Origin of the sequence: Luteibacter aegosomatissinici (genome assembly GCF_023078495.1) — a bacterium.
GTDB lineage: Bacteria > Pseudomonadota > Gammaproteobacteria > Xanthomonadales > Rhodanobacteraceae > Luteibacter > Luteibacter aegosomatissinici.
In genome coordinates, this window is the sequence record NZ_CP095742.1 from 4,953,765 (window position 1) to 4,968,679 (window position 14,915).

General features: G+C 61.6%; 18 protein-coding genes. 13 read left to right on the forward strand and 5 right to left on the reverse strand.

Going from position 1 to position 14,915, the window contains the following annotated elements; genetic code table 11:
• The first annotated feature begins 4 nt into the window (after window positions 1-4).
• Together L2Y97_RS22120 and L2Y97_RS22125 are read left to right on the forward strand one after the other, a co-directional pair.
• Window positions 5-307 (forward strand): hypothetical protein, encoded by a 303-nt coding sequence (locus tag L2Y97_RS22120; RefSeq protein WP_247431171.1) that lies wholly within the window; start codon window positions 5-7, stop codon window positions 305-307.
• Between the two features lie 53 nt (window positions 308-360).
• A complete protein-coding gene (locus L2Y97_RS22125) occupies window positions 361-726 on the forward strand; it encodes a VOC family protein (RefSeq protein ID WP_247431174.1) in 366 nt (121 codons plus the stop codon).
• Between the two features lie 2 nt (window positions 727-728).
• Here the strand turns inward: L2Y97_RS22125 and L2Y97_RS22130 are convergent, their stop codons facing one another.
• Complete coding sequence (locus L2Y97_RS22130; RefSeq protein ID WP_247431176.1) at window positions 729-1,013, reverse strand: YkgJ family cysteine cluster protein; 285 nt, start codon at window positions 1,011-1,013, stop codon at window positions 729-731.
• 150 nt (window positions 1,014-1,163) lie between these two features.
• Here L2Y97_RS22130 and L2Y97_RS22135 point away from each other — a divergent pair, with 150 nt between their 5' ends.
• From L2Y97_RS22135 to L2Y97_RS22145, 3 genes are read left to right on the forward strand one after another with little or no spacing between them, the layout of a single operon-like run.
• Entirely contained in the window at window positions 1,164-3,353 is a 2,190-nt protein-coding gene (locus tag L2Y97_RS22135) for a sensor histidine kinase (protein ID WP_247431179.1), read from the forward strand.
• The gene (locus L2Y97_RS22140) at window positions 3,353-4,018 is read left to right on the forward strand and encodes a hypothetical protein (protein WP_247431182.1); all 666 of its coding nucleotides are present in this window, start codon (window positions 3,353-3,355) and stop codon (window positions 4,016-4,018) included. Before L2Y97_RS22135 ends, L2Y97_RS22140 begins: the two co-directional genes overlap by 1 nt.
• On the forward strand, window positions 4,015-4,665 hold the full coding sequence (locus L2Y97_RS22145) for an HNH endonuclease (protein WP_247431184.1): 651 nt from the start codon (window positions 4,015-4,017) through the stop codon (window positions 4,663-4,665). Before L2Y97_RS22140 ends, L2Y97_RS22145 begins: the two co-directional genes overlap by 4 nt.
• Here L2Y97_RS22145 and L2Y97_RS22150 read toward each other — a convergent pair.
• From L2Y97_RS22150 to L2Y97_RS22160, 3 genes are all read right to left on the reverse strand, one after another.
• Window positions 4,662-5,864: a DNA methyltransferase family protein gene (locus L2Y97_RS22150; RefSeq protein ID WP_247431187.1), complete on the reverse strand. Its 1,203-nt coding sequence runs from the start codon at window positions 5,862-5,864 to the stop codon at window positions 4,662-4,664. The two genes, L2Y97_RS22145 and L2Y97_RS22150, sit on opposite strands and share 4 nt — an antisense overlap.
• Before the next feature lie 192 nt (window positions 5,865-6,056).
• Window positions 6,057-6,893 (reverse strand): shikimate dehydrogenase, encoded by an 837-nt coding sequence (aroE, locus tag L2Y97_RS22155; protein WP_247431190.1) that lies wholly within the window; start codon window positions 6,891-6,893, stop codon window positions 6,057-6,059.
• Between the two features lie 56 nt (window positions 6,894-6,949).
• The gene (locus tag L2Y97_RS22160) at window positions 6,950-7,498 is read right to left on the reverse strand and encodes a lipocalin family protein (RefSeq protein ID WP_247431193.1); all 549 of its coding nucleotides are present in this window, start codon (window positions 7,496-7,498) and stop codon (window positions 6,950-6,952) included.
• A 103-nt stretch (window positions 7,499-7,601) separates the two neighbouring features.
• Here L2Y97_RS22160 and L2Y97_RS22165 point away from each other — a divergent pair, with 103 nt between their 5' ends.
• Window positions 7,602-7,820: a hypothetical protein gene (locus tag L2Y97_RS22165; protein WP_247431196.1), complete on the forward strand. Its 219-nt coding sequence runs from the start codon at window positions 7,602-7,604 to the stop codon at window positions 7,818-7,820.
• A gap of 126 nt (window positions 7,821-7,946) precedes the next feature.
• On the opposite strand, the gene L2Y97_RS22170 is transcribed toward L2Y97_RS22165, so the two are convergent.
• The gene (locus tag L2Y97_RS22170) at window positions 7,947-9,431 is read right to left on the reverse strand and encodes a RimK family protein (RefSeq protein WP_247431198.1); all 1,485 of its coding nucleotides are present in this window, start codon (window positions 9,429-9,431) and stop codon (window positions 7,947-7,949) included.
• Window positions 9,432-9,648: 217 nt separating this feature from the next.
• Here L2Y97_RS22170 and L2Y97_RS22175 point away from each other — a divergent pair, with 217 nt between their 5' ends.
• The 7 genes from L2Y97_RS22175 to hslU all read left to right on the forward strand — a co-directional run bounded on the left by L2Y97_RS22175 (window position 9,649) and on the right by hslU (window position 14,864).
• Window positions 9,649-10,119 carry a GNAT family N-acetyltransferase gene (locus L2Y97_RS22175; RefSeq protein ID WP_247431201.1) on the forward strand — a complete coding sequence of 157 codons (471 nt, stop codon included), beginning with the start codon at window positions 9,649-9,651 and terminating at the stop codon, window positions 10,117-10,119.
• A 44-nt stretch (window positions 10,120-10,163) separates the two neighbouring features.
• The gene (gene lptM, locus L2Y97_RS22180; RefSeq protein ID WP_247431204.1) at window positions 10,164-10,433 is read left to right on the forward strand and encodes an LPS translocon maturation chaperone LptM; all 270 of its coding nucleotides are present in this window, start codon (window positions 10,164-10,166) and stop codon (window positions 10,431-10,433) included.
• A 7-nt stretch (window positions 10,434-10,440) separates the two neighbouring features.
• Window positions 10,441-11,268: a diaminopimelate epimerase gene (dapF, locus tag L2Y97_RS22185; RefSeq protein WP_247431206.1), complete on the forward strand. Its 828-nt coding sequence runs from the start codon at window positions 10,441-10,443 to the stop codon at window positions 11,266-11,268.
• A 57-nt stretch (window positions 11,269-11,325) separates the two neighbouring features.
• Entirely contained in the window at window positions 11,326-12,012 is a 687-nt protein-coding gene (locus L2Y97_RS22190; RefSeq protein ID WP_247431208.1) for a DUF484 family protein, read from the forward strand.
• A complete protein-coding gene (locus L2Y97_RS22195; RefSeq protein ID WP_247431210.1) occupies window positions 12,009-12,920 on the forward strand; it encodes a tyrosine recombinase XerC in 912 nt (303 codons plus the stop codon). Before L2Y97_RS22190 ends, L2Y97_RS22195 begins: the two co-directional genes overlap by 4 nt.
• A gap of 68 nt (window positions 12,921-12,988) precedes the next feature.
• Window positions 12,989-13,522, forward strand: a complete 534-nt coding sequence (gene hslV / locus L2Y97_RS22200) for an ATP-dependent protease subunit HslV (RefSeq protein ID WP_247431212.1) — start codon at window positions 12,989-12,991, stop codon at window positions 13,520-13,522.
• 4 nt (window positions 13,523-13,526) lie between these two features.
• Complete coding sequence (gene hslU, locus L2Y97_RS22205; RefSeq protein ID WP_247431215.1) at window positions 13,527-14,864, forward strand: ATP-dependent protease ATPase subunit HslU; 1,338 nt, start codon at window positions 13,527-13,529, stop codon at window positions 14,862-14,864.
• Window positions 14,865-14,915 lie beyond the last annotated feature (51 nt).

Sequence of the window (14,915 nt, forward strand, 5' to 3'; positions counted from 1 at the left end):
CCCGATGCGATACCTGCTCAAAGTCTTGTACCCCGCCGTCGCGCTGGCCGCACTGGCTGGCTGCGCGTCCGCGCCTCCACCGGCGGTGGCCGTGGTACCGAAGCAGGGCCCCATCGCCGTGTCATGCACCGAGGACGCGATCAGCGACACCCCATGCCTGGCCGCCGCCCGCCGCGATTGCCCGCGCGCCACGGTAGACACGATCCATCTGGTGCTGGCCAAACCCGACGCCGACAAGGCGAGCTACGAATACCGCGCGACGTATTTCTGCCCGTCGACATCCGAGGCCCTCGCCCTGCCGAAGTGATATCGCGCGCCGCCTATACACTCCGTGAACCTATTCAACGAGGAGTGGCGTCGATGATCCTGGGTTTGCGTACGGCTATCTATCCCGCTCCCGACCTCGACGCCGCGAAGGCGTGGTATGCACAGGTGCTTGAACAACAGCCCTATTTCGACGAGCCCTTCTACGTGGGCTTCAACGTGGGTGGGTTCGAGCTGGGGCTGGTTCCGGATGGCACGCCGGGTACGGCAGGAGCGCAACCGCTGTGGGGCGTGAGCCACATCGATGCTGAGTTCGCCCGGCTGGTAAGCCTGGGCGCCGCGCCGCTGGAGCCAGTCACGGAAGTGGGTGGCGGCATCAAGGTCGCCGCCGTAACCGATCCCTTCGGCAACCGCTTCGGCCTCATCGAGAACCCGCACTTCGATCCTGCAGCGGTGAAGTGAGATCAGGCAGCGGTCGCCCGCTCCAACGCCCCCAGCCACGCCATGGCGTGGTCGCGGTCGGGGCCGCACATGGCGGCCTCGGGTTGCAGGCCGCCGCAGACCTTCGGGCGCTCGGGGTGGCCGAAGATCTTGCAGCGGTTGTCGTCGCTTAACTGGATGCAGCGAACGCCTGCCGGTTTGCCGTGGGGCATGCCGGGGATGGGCGAGCTGATCGACGGGGCGATGCAGCAGGCGCCACAGCCGGGGCGACAAGTCGGGCCTTTATGATCGCCGGAAGAAAACTCCATAGATCATAAGTTTAATGTATTGATTTGTATGTAGCGATGGTCTTGATGACCTCAGCGCCACTCGGCTCGCTAGATTTTTTTGCAACTGGCTCTGATAGAGTTCGCGTCCAATGGAAAGATTCGATTGAGAGGCCTTAGGGGGCGGACGCTGTGAGCAATTCGCGTAGTTTTAGAGTCGACGCACGCGTTCTTCTGAGTCTCGGTCGCGAGAGCATTAAGGATCATTCGACTGCCCTGGTCGAACTAATCAAGAATGCTTACGACGCCGACGCTCAGCGGGTGGATATTGAGATCGTTGGCGACGACGTGGTTGACCCGCAGAAAGGGCTAATCCGAATTGCCGATAATGGGCACGGCATGTCATCAGCCGACGTCGATCAGAAGTGGTTGCGGGTGGGCTACTCTGAGAAACGCATACGCACGATGAGCAAGCGAGGCCGAAGGGAGACGGGCGAAAAAGGCATCGGTCGCCTTTCAGCGGATCGCCTTGGGGCGATTCTCGATCTGCGCTCTCAACAGTCGCCGCGCGGTGCTGTGGGCATTCGTGTTAATTGGAACGATTTTGAGACGGATGGTGCCGACATCACATCAGTCCAAGTCCAGAATCTCGCCGATCCGAAGCCTAAGCTTCCGCGCCTTCCTAATGGCGATCCTGCTCCATCCGGCACGGAGATTCAGATCCGGGAGTTACGTCAGGGCTGGACCTCGGATGATCTCAACCGACTTGCGGTCGAACTTTCGACCTTGGTTGCCCCTGGCGCCGATAATGATGACTTTCAGATTTGGCTGACACGCCCTAACGCGCCTGCGGAGCGCCTACAGTCATTCTATGACGCCAGCTCTGAATTGGCGTTCGACGGCACGTTCGATAGCAAAGGTACGCTCTCATACACAATAACTGCGCGTTCGCCTCATGACCCTGAGCGACGCGATATTGTCGTAAAGGATAAGATCGCCTGGAAAGCCAGCAGCAAATCGACGTCTTCCTATAGCATCGGAAAAGTCAGGGTAGTCCTCGCGTTTCATCTTCGCTCCGCTGCATCTCTCGCCCCAGGCTTGTCTCTCCGAGATTTGCGGCAGTACCTTGACCGAAATGCGGGGGTACGCATGTACCGTGACCGCATCCGCGTGAAACCTTATGGCGATTTGGATCACCCAGAAGGCGATTGGCTAGGATTGGCTGCGCGCAAGACTCGAGATCCTGCCGGCGCGGGAAGAACAACGTTCAAGTTTGCGGCGAATCAAGTTACTGGCGCCGTCTATATCGGTCGCGACTCAAACAAGTCGCTTCTCGATAGCGCTGCTCGAGAAGGGCTCGTCCAAGGTCCTGGCTTTTCAACGCTGCGTACCGCTGTTTTAAGATGTATACAGCTCCTTGAGGGCGAGTATCACCGCGCATTCGTCGCCAAAAAGCCTGTTCCCTCAGCACCCGTCCAAGAGTCGGTTCCTGAAGTTATAGCCGGCATGAAAGCGACCCTTGAGGGCCTCACCAAGCAATTGAGTTCGCCTACCGATCCGCGGAAAGCGGTGGAGCAAGCCGCGGCACGTCTACGAATAGCAACGGAAACGTTTCAACGTGCCGAGCAAAGATTCGAGGAGCTTGCCAATGAAAGTGTCATCTACCGAGGGCTAGCCACGGTTGGCATCTCCTCAGCGGTCTTCGGCCATGAAACCGAGAGCGCATTGGCTCAAGTCAAACTTTCCAACGGATTCGTATCCGAAGAGCTTGACGACGAAGATCCAGATCTAGAGGCTTGCCGAGAGGAAATTGCGGTTGCGAATCAGGCAATCGATCGCGTTGCCCTGTGGGGACAGTTCTCACTTGTCCGTATTAAGCGAGACAAACGTAAAAGGACCAATGTAGATGTCACGAGACTACTACGGGGCCTTGTGGCAGAGATCAAACCCCTGTTCGATGCGAAGGAGATTAGTCTGCGGTTTTCTATTGCGGAAGGTCTTGCCGTGCGCGGCTTCGCCATGGACGTCGAATCGGTTGCATTGAACTTATTGACCAACGCTTATCATGCGGCGAGCCTCAGGACTCGGGCACGACTCGTAGAGCTAAAAGCGTGGAGGACGACTCCGGGGAATCCAATCATCAAGCTTTCTGTAGCGGATTCCGGCGCCGGGATTTCGAAAGCAGATCTTGCGCGAATATGGGATCCCCTCTTCTCCACGAAGAGCGATGATAAAGGGAACCTGGTCGGCACAGGCTTGGGTCTAACTATCGTTAGCTCAATCGTTCGAGAGATGAACGCGACGGCTGACGTAGTAGGAAAAGGGCCGCACGGCGGTGCCTTGGTGGAGATATCGATGCCAAGCAAAGTGGGGTCGCGATAATGCCGTGCATAGCAATAGTTGACGATACTCGTGCATCGCGAGTAACGCTGGGTCGTCGGATCAAGCAAAAGCTTCGCCGTATAGAGCGCAACGACTGGGAGGTAATTGACTCGGCGCCGCTCAAGCGCATCCAGGAATACGATGCGTGGATTGTCGAAAACGATGTCACAGTGCTCATCCTTGATGAGAAGTTAGGTGATCGGCTTGGCGACGATGACGAAGCCGTAGACTACACTGGGCATGCTGTGGCTCAGTATCTTAGAGAAAGACTGCCTACACTTCCCCAGTTCATCATTACTGCGGTCGCAGACACGGAAGAGCTTGAGGGAGAGGGTGGTGCGCTCGATGGAATTATCGCGAGGGGAACCTTTAACGCGAGGGCAGATGTTTACATCGAACGAATGATTCGGGCTGGAACGCGCTTCGTCGATGAGAACACCGCAGATTTGTCTGAGATGGGCAGGCTTGCCGAGGCGCGAGCAGTAGGAGAGCTCTCAGAAGGGGAGCAAGACCGACTCAACGCGCTCCGAACGAGATTTTTGGCGTCTAGCGCTCCGGCGGAGCAGTCTGCCGAACAAGTCGTTGACGGCGCAATCACAGTTCTTGCTGAGCTTCGGTCGCTTGCGAACGACATCCGAGAGTCAATCGCAAAGAAATCTTCATGAAGTGGATAAAGATCGCAAAGGAGCCAGGTCAATTTCCCACCAAAGGGACCTACAAGGATTGGAAGGAGCCGCTAAGGACTGAGGGTCAAAATCAGTGTGTATATTGCGCGATTCATGAGTCAAAGTTCGGCGGCTTGCGAAACTATCATGTCGAGCATTTCCGGCCGAAGAGCATATACAAGGAGCGCGAGAACGACTACTGCAATCTCTTCTATGCCTGTTCGATATGCAATACGTTCAAGAGCGATGATTGGCCCCACGCTGATGACGATGATGGCGACGACAGTAAACGGGGAGACCTCTACGTTTATCCATCACCAATCGTGTTCGACTATAACGCGATTATGACCGTCGACAATAACGGGTTCGTCAATGGGGGCCAGGCGAGCGCTCGATACCTGATAGAACGGCTGTACTTAAATCGTCCCCAACTGATACGCGCGCGGGTTTATGCACGCGTGTCGACTGATATTAGTTGCTTAGTAGACGAAATTCGGGCTCTCGTGAAAGAGCCCGGCGTGGATCCGCAGTTTGCACTTCGCGCTGTTGACGCAATCGGCGATGCGTTCCAAGTCACGAAAGCAGGTGCTGAGGCTGTGCCCTATGAGCCCATTGATGTTAAGCGACCTAAGAAGGGGCGCGCTTAGGGTCGACTGAAGGGGATTTTCTTCACCACTTTTACTGTCAAATGTCGGCACCTTAACTCTCCGTTTAACCACACATCTGTGTCTTCACTACGAAGTACCTTCATAGCCGCCCGACATTCTTTGAGCGTTCGTCGCTTTGGCAGAAGCACAATCAGATGATTTTCTACCAATACCGGCTTGTCACCCTTTATGATTGTCGCCCTTGCTCGCTTCTTGTCACTTGGGCTTGATGTTCGCTTTACAACGACGAATGGTGGCGAAAATGCCTTATCGGCATAGTGCTCTTTTCGCGACACTGTAACCTCGCACCATGTAGGCGCCCCGGCAACGTCCAAGTATGGCCGACTCTTCTTCTGCAGTTTCGGTCGATGAGGTACAACGGTTCCGACACGCACCTCGAAATCATCGCCTAATACACTCTCCAGCGAAGCCGGCAAGCCACTAGCGGCACTGTTGCTCTTACCACAGTAAGTCGCTACCAGCAGAGCAACGTCAATGTCCGCCTCTCCGCTGAAGCGGCCTTCCGCTGAAAAGTGGTGAATCGTACAGACTTCGTTAATTAGCGATCGTAACTTCTCGAAACGAGTTCCACTTCTGATAACTTCTGGAACAATTGCTGCAATTGTCGTCCCGACTTTTGCGTTCCTCAGTGCTTTCTCAAGAAAGAGGGCCGCCGCCGTCACCTTCCCTGACGTAAGAGACGACCAAGATGGCGCTTGCATCATGTGGAATGGCGGATTCATTATTATGCAATCGTCTTCTGAGATGTCCCACTCGGAAGCTAGACCATCCGCCTGGTTAAAATGAATTCCTTCGAATCGAGGGCGGTCGCTTTTCGTCTTCGCGCCATGTCGAGTTCTCGCGATCGAGACCAATCTTTCCCAAACGACCTCGTGAAACGTCGATTCAGTATCTGTCCCGAAGAAAACTTGTTTCCAAGATTGAATGGTCGCTTGAAGCGAGGCCTCAAGAGGTCGGACTGCGGCGATTGCTACAAGGAGATCGCCAATACCACAGGCGGGATCGAAGTAGCGCCGGTAGTCGTCGCGGGGCAGCATCGTACGAAGGCGCTCGCTCCAGAATTTGCCCGAAAAGTAAATTCCGTGTTTGCGCCGATGGTCTCTGGTTAGACCTCTTTCCAAAAGTCGTCCAACACCGTCCGCCAGCCACTCGCTCGACGATTCCTTGCTAGTGGCCACGGCATCGTCCTGCCCGCATGTCAATTTTGCCGTGTCGACGGAGAAAGCGGGGGCGGCCTCTCGGCACAGGGTCGAACCGGCACTCTTCATTCAGGTCTTTGCCTTTAAAGCGAAGTGCTATTCTGCAGTACATGTCAGCGGCGTCAACTTGCGTGGACTCCGAAACCGCATTTGATTGCGCCGCGCTAGGGTCTAGTAGCGCTGGCGAAGCTCCCGGTACACCGGGTCGGTGTCCGGGCGCTGGCCGTGCCAGCGTTCAAACGCGTCGGCGGCCTGTTCCACCAGCATGCCCAGGCCGTCGCGGAACCAGTCGGGGCGCACGCCGGCGGCGACGGCCCAACCCTTGAAGCCCGCAGCGGCGGCGCCGTAGCAGAGGTCGTACGCCGTGGAATGCTCCTGGACAATGGACATCGGCAGGTCGAAATCGCCGCCCGTCACACCGATGGAGGTGGCATTGACCACCAGGTCGAAGCACTCGCCAGCCAGGCCATCCCAGTAACGGGTGTGGCAGCGGGCCGGCTCGCCGATCGCATCGGCGATCTCGTCGGCGCGCTCCGGTGTGCGGTTCACGATGGTCAGCGTCTGCACGCCAGCATCCATGAGGGCCCATGCCACGGCCTTGGCCGCGCCGCCCGCACCCAGCAACAGGGCATCGTGGCCGCGCAGGTCGAAGCCATGGCGCTCGGTGATATCACGCACGAAGCCACCCCCATCGGTGTTGTGCGCGGCGATGCGCCCATCCGGCAGGCGGGTGAGGGTGTTGGCCACGCCCGTGCGCACAGCGGCTTCACTACGCTCATCGGCCAGCGCAAAGGCGGCGTGCTTGTGCGGCAGGGTCACATTGGCGCCGACGCCACCCTGGGCGAAGAACTGGCGCACGGCGGCGTCGAAATCGGCCGGCGCGGCGTCGATCGTCGTGTATTCGAGGCGAATGCCCAGCTGCTTCGCGAACGCGCCATGGATCTCCGGCGACAACGAATGGGCGATGGGATGACCGAATACGGCGAAACGTGGCGCTTCAGCGCTCATGGAGTCTCCTGGCTCGACGCCGGACCCTGTGCCCGGTGCGCTGATTCTACCAAGGCCTAGAGGTATCCCGGCTTGCCGTCGTCTTCCGGGCGCTGCGGCACTTTGCGCATCTGGTGCACCGGGTAGCCCTGCTCGCGCGCCAGCTCGAGCAGCCGGCGGTAGACGGCATCGTCGATGACGGGATCCTTGGCCAGTACCCACAACAGCTTGCGCGAGGGCAGGCCGACCATGCTGACCCGGTAATCATCGGAAAGGGCCAGGATCGAGTAATCGGAGCGGAACGGCCACAGCAATTGCACCTTCCAGCGGCTGGCGTCCCTGGGGTCGGGCAGCCACGCCGTACCGTGCCAGCGTTTCGCGGGCTGGTCGAAACCCTTGCGGTAATGGAACCAGTTATCGATGGTGCCGTCGGGGCGCAGCCGGTATTCATCGGCCGTGGCCACCTTGCCCCGCTCGAACATGTTGGGGATGGTGCCGATCACGTACCAGGTGCCCATGTAGCGGGGCAGGTCCACGTGGTCCACGGTTTTCAGCGGCGCATCGGCCGCGCAGCCCGTGGCGGCGACACCGGCCATGAGAAGCAAGATGGCGGGAAAGCGGCTCATGGGGGCAGGCTGCGACGAAGCGCATCAACGTACGGTCAACGGTCGCGGTCTTTGAGACGGGGGCGGGTGAGGATCGGCCCATGCCCCCTTCAAGGAGTACGCCATGCACGACATGCTGACCCCGCGCCGCACCATCGCCCTGATCGCCCTGGCCTGGCTGGCCGGTGGCATGCTGTTGTTGCTGCTTACGCCGCTGTCCGGGCGGAGCGAGGCATTGGGCTGGACGCCGACGTTCTGGTTGCTGCTGGCACCCATGAGCGTGCTGGTGGCGTTGAAGCCGCGGTTGCCGTTGGCGTTGATCGCCAGCTTGTTGCGCCGCTGAGACCCCGATCGCGCGTGTAGGAGCCCACCCTGTGGGCGACGCCGTTCGCGATCGAACTGCGAGTTCTGTGGCGCTATCGCGAAAGATGTCGCACACAGGGTGCGCTCCTACGATCGATCCACGCCGTCAGGGCTGGATGCCTAACCGCTTCAGCTCCAGGCGCCGCAGGAACTCCTGCATGATTCGCAGGTAGAGGTCCTCGCCCAGATAAGCGTCTTCCACACCCGCGTCAATCGAAGGGTTGTCGTTGACCTCGATCACCACCGGCCGTTCATTCACCTGCTTCAGATCCACGCCGTACAGCCCATCACCGATGGTCTGCGTGGCTTTCAGCGCCAGCTTCACCACATCCGACGGCGCCTCGCGCACGGGCACGGTGCGGAAGCCACCGGATTTCGCGGTGCCCTTCGCGCCATGGTTATAGATCTGCCAATGCCCGCGCGACATGAAGTACTGGCAGGCATACAGTGGCTCGTGGTTCAGCACGCCGATGCGCCAGTCGAATTCCGTGTAAAGATATTCCTGCGCAATAAGCAGGGCGCTGTGCGAAAACAGCTCACTTGCCGCTTTCTCCAGCGCCTCGGCCGATTCCACTTTCACCACGCCGCGCGAGAACGACCCGTCGGGAATCTTCAGCACGATCGGCAAACCCAGGCGCTCGGGTAATTCGCGCAGGCGGCGGATATCGTCGCGGTAAAGGATCTCGGTCTTCGGCGTCGCGAGCTTGCGCGACACCATCAGATCGTTGAGGAAGATCTTATTCGTGCAGCGCAGAATGGAGGTCGGGTCATCCATCACCACCATGCCTTCGCGCTCGGCACGGTGGGCGAAGCGGTAGGTGTGATTATCGCTCGCCGTCGTCTCGCGAATGAACAGGCCATCGTATTCGGCAAGCCGCTGGTAGTCGTTCTTGCCGATCGGATCCACGTCGATGCCGAGATGTTTCCCCGCTTCGATGAAATGCTTGAGCGCCTTCTTGTTTGACGGCGGCATGGACTCGTTGGGGTCCACCAGCATCGCGATGTCATAACGGTACTGTTTGCGCGCACGTGGGCGACGCCAGATCTTCCGCGAGAATTTCTCCAGCGCCGCAGCGAAGGCGTCTTCCTGCGCATCGTCCAGCGTATGCAGGCCCACCGGCTTCACGGACGAGATCTGCCAGAAACGTTCCCGCTCGAATTCGATGCGCATGAGCGGGCACGGGAAGTGATCGAAGATCTGCCTCGCAAGATCCTGCAGATCGGGGAACGCGGTTTCACCGAAGTACACGAGCACGCCGAAATCGGTGGTGTCACGGCCGCCGGCGGGCAGGAAGTTCTCCAGCTTTTCGTTCAGGTCATCGATCTGCAGGCCATAAAGCGAACGGCGGCGCAGGTCGTTCACCGTGCGAACCGAGGGAATGACCTTATGCCCACGGGCTTCGGCAAGCAGCGACACGTAATAACCCGTACCGAGGTATTTGTAGCTGCGGCAGAGGTTGATGACGTGGGTGCGCTCGTCATCCCCGCCAACGGGTTCGCGGAGGTAATCCATGGCGCTGACGACATCGGCGGACGGGTAATACGAGCCCCAGTCCGAGGCCTTTTCCACGACGATGACGAGCCGGCTCATGTGACCTCGATTCCACGGCGGATGCCTTCTACCGACCCCGCCCGGGGCCGGATGTTCGCCGGTGGCGCAGTGTGTTCCGCGCCGTGGCCGCATACAAGGTGATGCACAGGCACTTTCGAGGCGGATTTAGGAAAAAGTCATTGATCCGTCGCCGCCACGGGTCTACAGTGCCGCGCTTGCCCCGCCCCCCACCCTCGCGCCGGAGTCTCCAAAGCGCATGCGTCCACCCCCGGTAACCGCCGCGGTACGCGTCCGTCGCGCCGAGGTCAGTGACCTCGACGACCTGGTCGCCCTCGAAGAGGCGACCTTCGACACCGACCGCCTGAGTCGCGCCCAGTACCGCAAGCATCTCGACAGTGAAACCGCGCAGGTGCTCGTGGCCAGTGCGAACCATCGCCGCTTCCTTGGCACCGCCGTGGTGTTCTATCGCAAGGGAACCACCGTGGCCCGCCTGTATTCCATTGCCACGAAGCCGCAGGCACGCGGCAAGGGCGTGGGTTCGGCACTGATCGAGGCCGCCGAGGATGCCGCGCGTGCCCGAGGCTGCCGGGCATTGCGCCTGGAGGTCAGGAAAGACAACCAGGTAGCCATTCGCCTGTACGAGCGCATGGGCTACCACCGCATCGGCGAGTATGCGAAGTACTACGGCGATGGCGCGGATGCGCTGCGCCTGGAAAAGTCGCTTTGACGAGCCTCGGGGCTATACTGGCCGCCGTTTCCGGGAAGACGCCCATGCGCCGACTGATCCTGCCCCTTGTCCTCGCTTGCGCCGCCGCGGCCAGCCTTGAAGGCTGCGGCCAGAAGGGCGACCTGTTCATGCCGCCGCCGCCCGCGCCCGGTACCACGGCCAAACCGGCGGCCGCCGCCCCGCAGGGCCACACGGGCCAGACGCTGCAGGACGCCACCAGCCCCCACGTCGAGCCAGCCCGCGCATCGACCGTGGATTCGCCGGCGCCGGTCAGCACCTCGCTGTCGCCGTACGATCCGATCATCCACCAGTAACGCCGCCATGCCGTCGCGCTTCACCAAGATGCATGGGATCGGCAACGACTTCGTGATCGTGGATTGGCGCGAGGACGCCGGGCGCGTACCCAACGCCGCCCGGATCAAGGCGATGGCCGATCGGCATACCGGCATCGGTTTCGACCAGCTGATCAGCATCGAGCCACCTCGCGATCCTTCCTGCGAGTTCTACTACGGCATCTGGAACTCGGACGGCTCGCCTTCAGGGCAGTGCGGTAACGGCGTGCGCTGCGTGGCCGCCTGGCTCTATCGCGATGGTGTCATCGAACGCGATGTGCCGGTGCGTCTTGAAAGCCCATCGGGCCCCGTCGTGGTGCGCGTGCTGGATGAAAGCACCGTTACCGTGGATATGGGCGAGCCTGACTTCACCCCGGCACATATCCCGCTCGACCACGCGCCCCATGCCACCTACACGCTGCACGTGGATGGCGAGGAAGTGAGCTTTGGCGCCGTCTCCATGGGCAACCCGCATGGCGTCGTCTTCGTCGATGACCTGGCCGATCCGCGCATTGAACGCCTGGGGCCGCTGCTCACGAACCACCCGATCTTCCCGCAGGGGGCCAATATCGGCTTTGTCCAGCGCACCACCGCCGATCAACTGAAGCTGCGCGTGCATGAGCGCGGCAGTGGCTGGACTCGCGCCTGTGGCACGGGGGCCTGCGCCGCCGCGGCGGTATCACAGGCGCTTGGCCTGGCCGCACCGGTCGTGGCCGTGGCACTGCCCGGCGGCGAACTCACCATCGAATGGCACGGCCCGGGGCATACCCTGTGGATGACCGGCCCGGCCGCATTCGTTTTTGAAGGCGAGGTGTGACGCGGGCACCCGAACGCGGCACACTCAACGCCAGAGCATCACCAGGAAAACCGCGCCATGACCGATACCGCGATCGACGGCGACATCAAGCCAGCCACCGTGGCGTCGTACCTGCGGCGGCACCCCGGGTTCCTCACCGATTACCCCGACCTGGCCAGCGAGCTCACGCTCCCCGGCGCGAACGGAGCGGCGGCGTCACTTTCCGTCCACCAGCTTCGGGTCCTTCGCGACAAGAACGCCCAGTTGGAAACCCGCCTGCGTGAGCTGTCCACCATTGCGGGGGAGAACGAGGCGCTGATGCGCCGCGTGCATGGCCTGATGCTGGCGTTGCTTGGCGCCACGGACATTGAGGAGACCGTGCGTAACGTCGTGCGCCGCCTCACCGATGATTTCCACTCGGAGCGCGTGCGCCTGGTGTTCTTCGGCGACCTGGCCGGGTTGCCGGATGAGCCCTGGCTGCTGCGTGAGCCGCGTGGCACCGCCGGGCTACCCGAGTTCGCGTCGTTCCTGCAGCACAACGACCCGGTGGCAGGCCGCCTGGCACCGGACAAGCTGCACCGCCTGTTCGGCGATGCCGCACCCGATGTGCGCTCCGCCGCGCTCATGCGGGTGGGCGCGGATGCGTTGCTGGCGATCGGCAGCGCCGATGCGGATCGCTTCCACCCTGGCATGGGCACGCTGTTCCTGGACATGATCTCCACCACCGTCGGCTCGGCGATCGAACGGGCCCGGAAGGCGGCGTGAGTCCGCGCGAGGCCGTCGAGGCCTTCCTGCGCCACTTCGCCGCCGAGCGGGCGCCCTCGGCGCATACGCTGGCCGCTTACCGGCGTGATCTGGAAAAGCTGCTTCGGTTTATGGAAGCCGATGGCCTGGAGTCATTCGACGGCCTGAGTCCCGAGCGTCTGCGCACCATGATCGCGCGTGAGCACCGGGGAAGCGGCAAGGGCAAGAACGACGGCCTGCAACCCGCCAGCCTGCAGCGACTGCTTTCCGCCTGCCGCAGCCTGTTCCGCTACCTCAGCCGCGAAGGCCAGCTCGCACACGACCCCGCCGCCGCGGTACGGGGGCCCAAGGTCCGCCGCAAGTTACCCGTGGTGCTGGATGCCGATGAGGCCAAGGAACTGGTGGAAACCAACCTGGGCGGCACCCTGGCCCCACGCGACAGCGCCATGATGGAACTGTTCTATTCCAGCGGGCTGCGCCTGGCTGAACTGTGTGGCCTGCGCTGGGGCGACCTGGACCTGGACGAGGGCCTGGTACGGGTGCTGGGCAAGGGCAACAAGACCCGCATCCTGCCGGTAGGTCGGTTTGCCATCGCGGCCTTGCGTGGCCTTGCCACGCTGGGCGGTGCCGGGCCGGAGATGGCCGTGTTCAAAGGCCGCGAGGGCGGCCCGATCAGTCCCCGAACCGTGCAGGCCCGGTTGGCCAAGCTATCGAGCGGCCATGCGAAGCGGGTGCATCCCCACATGCTTCGTCACACGTTCGCGAGCCACATGCTGGAATCCTCGGGCGACCTTCGATCCGTCCAGGAGTTGCTCGGCCACGCCGATATCGCCACCACGCAGATCTACACCCACCTGGATTTCCAGCACCTGGCCAGGGTGTACGACGCCGCCCACCCGCGGGCGAAGCGAAAGACGACAAAGCCCTGAGGCACGCGCCGGGCTTGGTTGGCGGGCGCGGCGGCCCCATTTCTGCGGTCTCCCACAAGGAATCCCCCATGGAATCGATGCACGCAACGACCATCGTCTGCGTCCGCCGCGGCGACAAGGTCGTCATCGGCAGCGACGGCCAGGTCACCCTTGGCAACACCGTCATGAAGTCGAACGCCCGCAAGGTGCGCCGCCTGGGCAAGGGCGACGTGCTGGCCGGGTTCGCCGGCGCCACTGCCGATGCCTTCACGCTCTTCGAGCTGTTCGAGGAGAAGCTGGTCAAGCACGGCTACAACCTCACCCGCGCCGCCGTGGAAATGGCCAAGGAATGGCGCACCGACCGCCGGCTGGGCCGCCTCGAGGCCATGCTGGCCGTGGCCGACAAGGAAGCCTCGCTCATCCTCTCCGGCAACGGCGACGTGCTCGAACCCGAGCACGGCCTGATCGCCATCGGTTCCGGTGGCCCCTACGCGCAGTCCGCCGCGCTGGCCCTGCTGGAGAATACCGATATGGATGCCCGCACGATCGCCGAAAAAGCGCTCAAGATCGCTGGCGATATCTGCATCTATACCAATCACAACGTTTCGATCGAAGAGCTCTGAGCCGATGTCTGAACTGACTCCCCGCGAAATCGTCAACGAACTCGACCGCTACATCGTCGGCCAGCAGGACGCGAAGCGCGCCGTGGCCATCGCCTTGCGCAACCGGTGGCGCCGCATGCAGCTGGAACCGGGCATGCGCGAAGAGGTCACCCCGAAAAACATCCTGATGATCGGCCCTACCGGCGTGGGCAAGACCGAAATCGCCCGCCGCCTGGCCACACTGGCCAACGCGCCGTTCGTCAAGGTCGAGGCCACCAAGTTCACCGAAGTGGGCTATGTCGGCAAGGATGTGGAGTCGATCATCCGCGATCTTGCCGATGTCTCGTACAAGCTGGTCCGCGACCAGGCGAAGGGCCGCGTGGCGAGCCAGGCCGAGGATGCCGCCGAGGATCGCCTGCTCGATGCCTTGCTGCCGCGACGCCAGCCCTCGGGCTGGGATGACACGGGTGCCTCTGCGCCGGCCATCGAGAACGACACCCGCCAGAAGCTGCGCAAGCAGCTGCGCGAAGGTGCCCTGGATGATCGCGAGATCGAGCTGGATTTCGCCATGAACGTGGGCGTGGAAATCATGACCCCGCCGGGCATGGAGGAGATGAGCCAGCAGCTGGGCAAGATGTTCCAGAACCTGGGCGGCCAGAAGTCGCAGAAGCGGAAGATGACCATCCGCCAGGCCCGCCCGCTGCTGATCGAGGAAGAAGCCGGCAAGCTGATCAACGACGACGAACTGCGCACCCGCGCCGTGGATAGCGCCGAGCAGAACGGCATCGTCTTCATCGACGAGATCGACAAGGTGGCCCAGCGCTCCGAATGGGGCGGCGCCGGCGTCAGCCGCGAGGGCGTGCAGCGCGACCTGCTGCCGCTGGTCGAGGGGTCCACCGTCTCGACCAAGTACGGCCCGATCAAGACCGACCACATCCTGTTTATCGCGTCGGGCGCATTCTCGCTGGCCAAGCCCTCCGACCTGATCCCCGAACTGCAGGGCCGCCTGCCCATCCGCGTGGAGCTGAACGCGCTTTCCGTGGACGATTTCAAGCGAATCTTGCGCGAGCCGAACAACGCGCTGACCAAGCAATATGTTGCACTGCTCAATACCGAGGGCGTGTCCCTGGACTTCACCGACACGGGCGTGGACCGCCTTGCCGACGTGGCCTTCCAGGTCAACGAGCGGACCGAGAACATCGGGGCGCGGCGCCTGCATACGGTCATGGAGCGCCTGCTGGAGCGGATCTCGTTCGAAGCAGCTGACAAATCCGGCGAAAAATACGTGATCGACGCCGAATATGTCGATAAAAACCTGTCTTCGCTCGTGAAGGACGAGGACCTCAGCCGTTACATCCTGTGAACTTACATCCTCTGAACATTGAAGGATGGTCCCTCCGGTAACATATTGACC

Bases quoted from the DNA above. Each gene is read 5' to 3' on its own strand.
- L2Y97_RS22120 (WP_247431171.1), top strand. From the start codon at position 5: ATGCGATACCTGCTCAAAGTCTTGTACCCCGCCGTCGCGCTGGCCGCA.
- L2Y97_RS22125 (WP_247431174.1), top strand. From the start codon at position 361: ATGATCCTGGGTTTGCGTACGGCTATCTATCCCGCTCCCGACCTCGAC.
- L2Y97_RS22130 (WP_247431176.1), bottom strand. From the start codon at position 1,013: ATGGAGTTTTCTTCCGGCGATCATAAAGGCCCGACTTGTCGCCCCGGC.
- L2Y97_RS22140 (WP_247431182.1), top strand. From the start codon at position 3,353: ATGCCGTGCATAGCAATAGTTGACGATACTCGTGCATCGCGAGTAACG.
- L2Y97_RS22145 (WP_247431184.1), top strand. From the start codon at position 4,015: ATGAAGTGGATAAAGATCGCAAAGGAGCCAGGTCAATTTCCCACCAAA.
- aroE (WP_247431190.1), bottom strand. From the start codon at position 6,893: ATGAGCGCTGAAGCGCCACGTTTCGCCGTATTCGGTCATCCCATCGCC.
- L2Y97_RS22160 (WP_247431193.1), bottom strand. From the start codon at position 7,498: ATGAGCCGCTTTCCCGCCATCTTGCTTCTCATGGCCGGTGTCGCCGCC.
- L2Y97_RS22165 (WP_247431196.1), top strand. From the start codon at position 7,602: ATGCACGACATGCTGACCCCGCGCCGCACCATCGCCCTGATCGCCCTG.
- L2Y97_RS22170 (WP_247431198.1), bottom strand. From the start codon at position 9,431: ATGAGCCGGCTCGTCATCGTCGTGGAAAAGGCCTCGGACTGGGGCTCG.
- L2Y97_RS22175 (WP_247431201.1), top strand. From the start codon at position 9,649: ATGCGTCCACCCCCGGTAACCGCCGCGGTACGCGTCCGTCGCGCCGAG.
- lptM (WP_247431204.1), top strand. From the start codon at position 10,164: ATGCGCCGACTGATCCTGCCCCTTGTCCTCGCTTGCGCCGCCGCGGCC.
- dapF (WP_247431206.1), top strand. From the start codon at position 10,441: ATGCCGTCGCGCTTCACCAAGATGCATGGGATCGGCAACGACTTCGTG.
- L2Y97_RS22190 (WP_247431208.1), top strand. From the start codon at position 11,326: ATGACCGATACCGCGATCGACGGCGACATCAAGCCAGCCACCGTGGCG.
- hslV (WP_247431212.1), top strand. From the start codon at position 12,989: ATGGAATCGATGCACGCAACGACCATCGTCTGCGTCCGCCGCGGCGAC.
- hslU (WP_247431215.1), top strand. From the start codon at position 13,527: ATGTCTGAACTGACTCCCCGCGAAATCGTCAACGAACTCGACCGCTAC.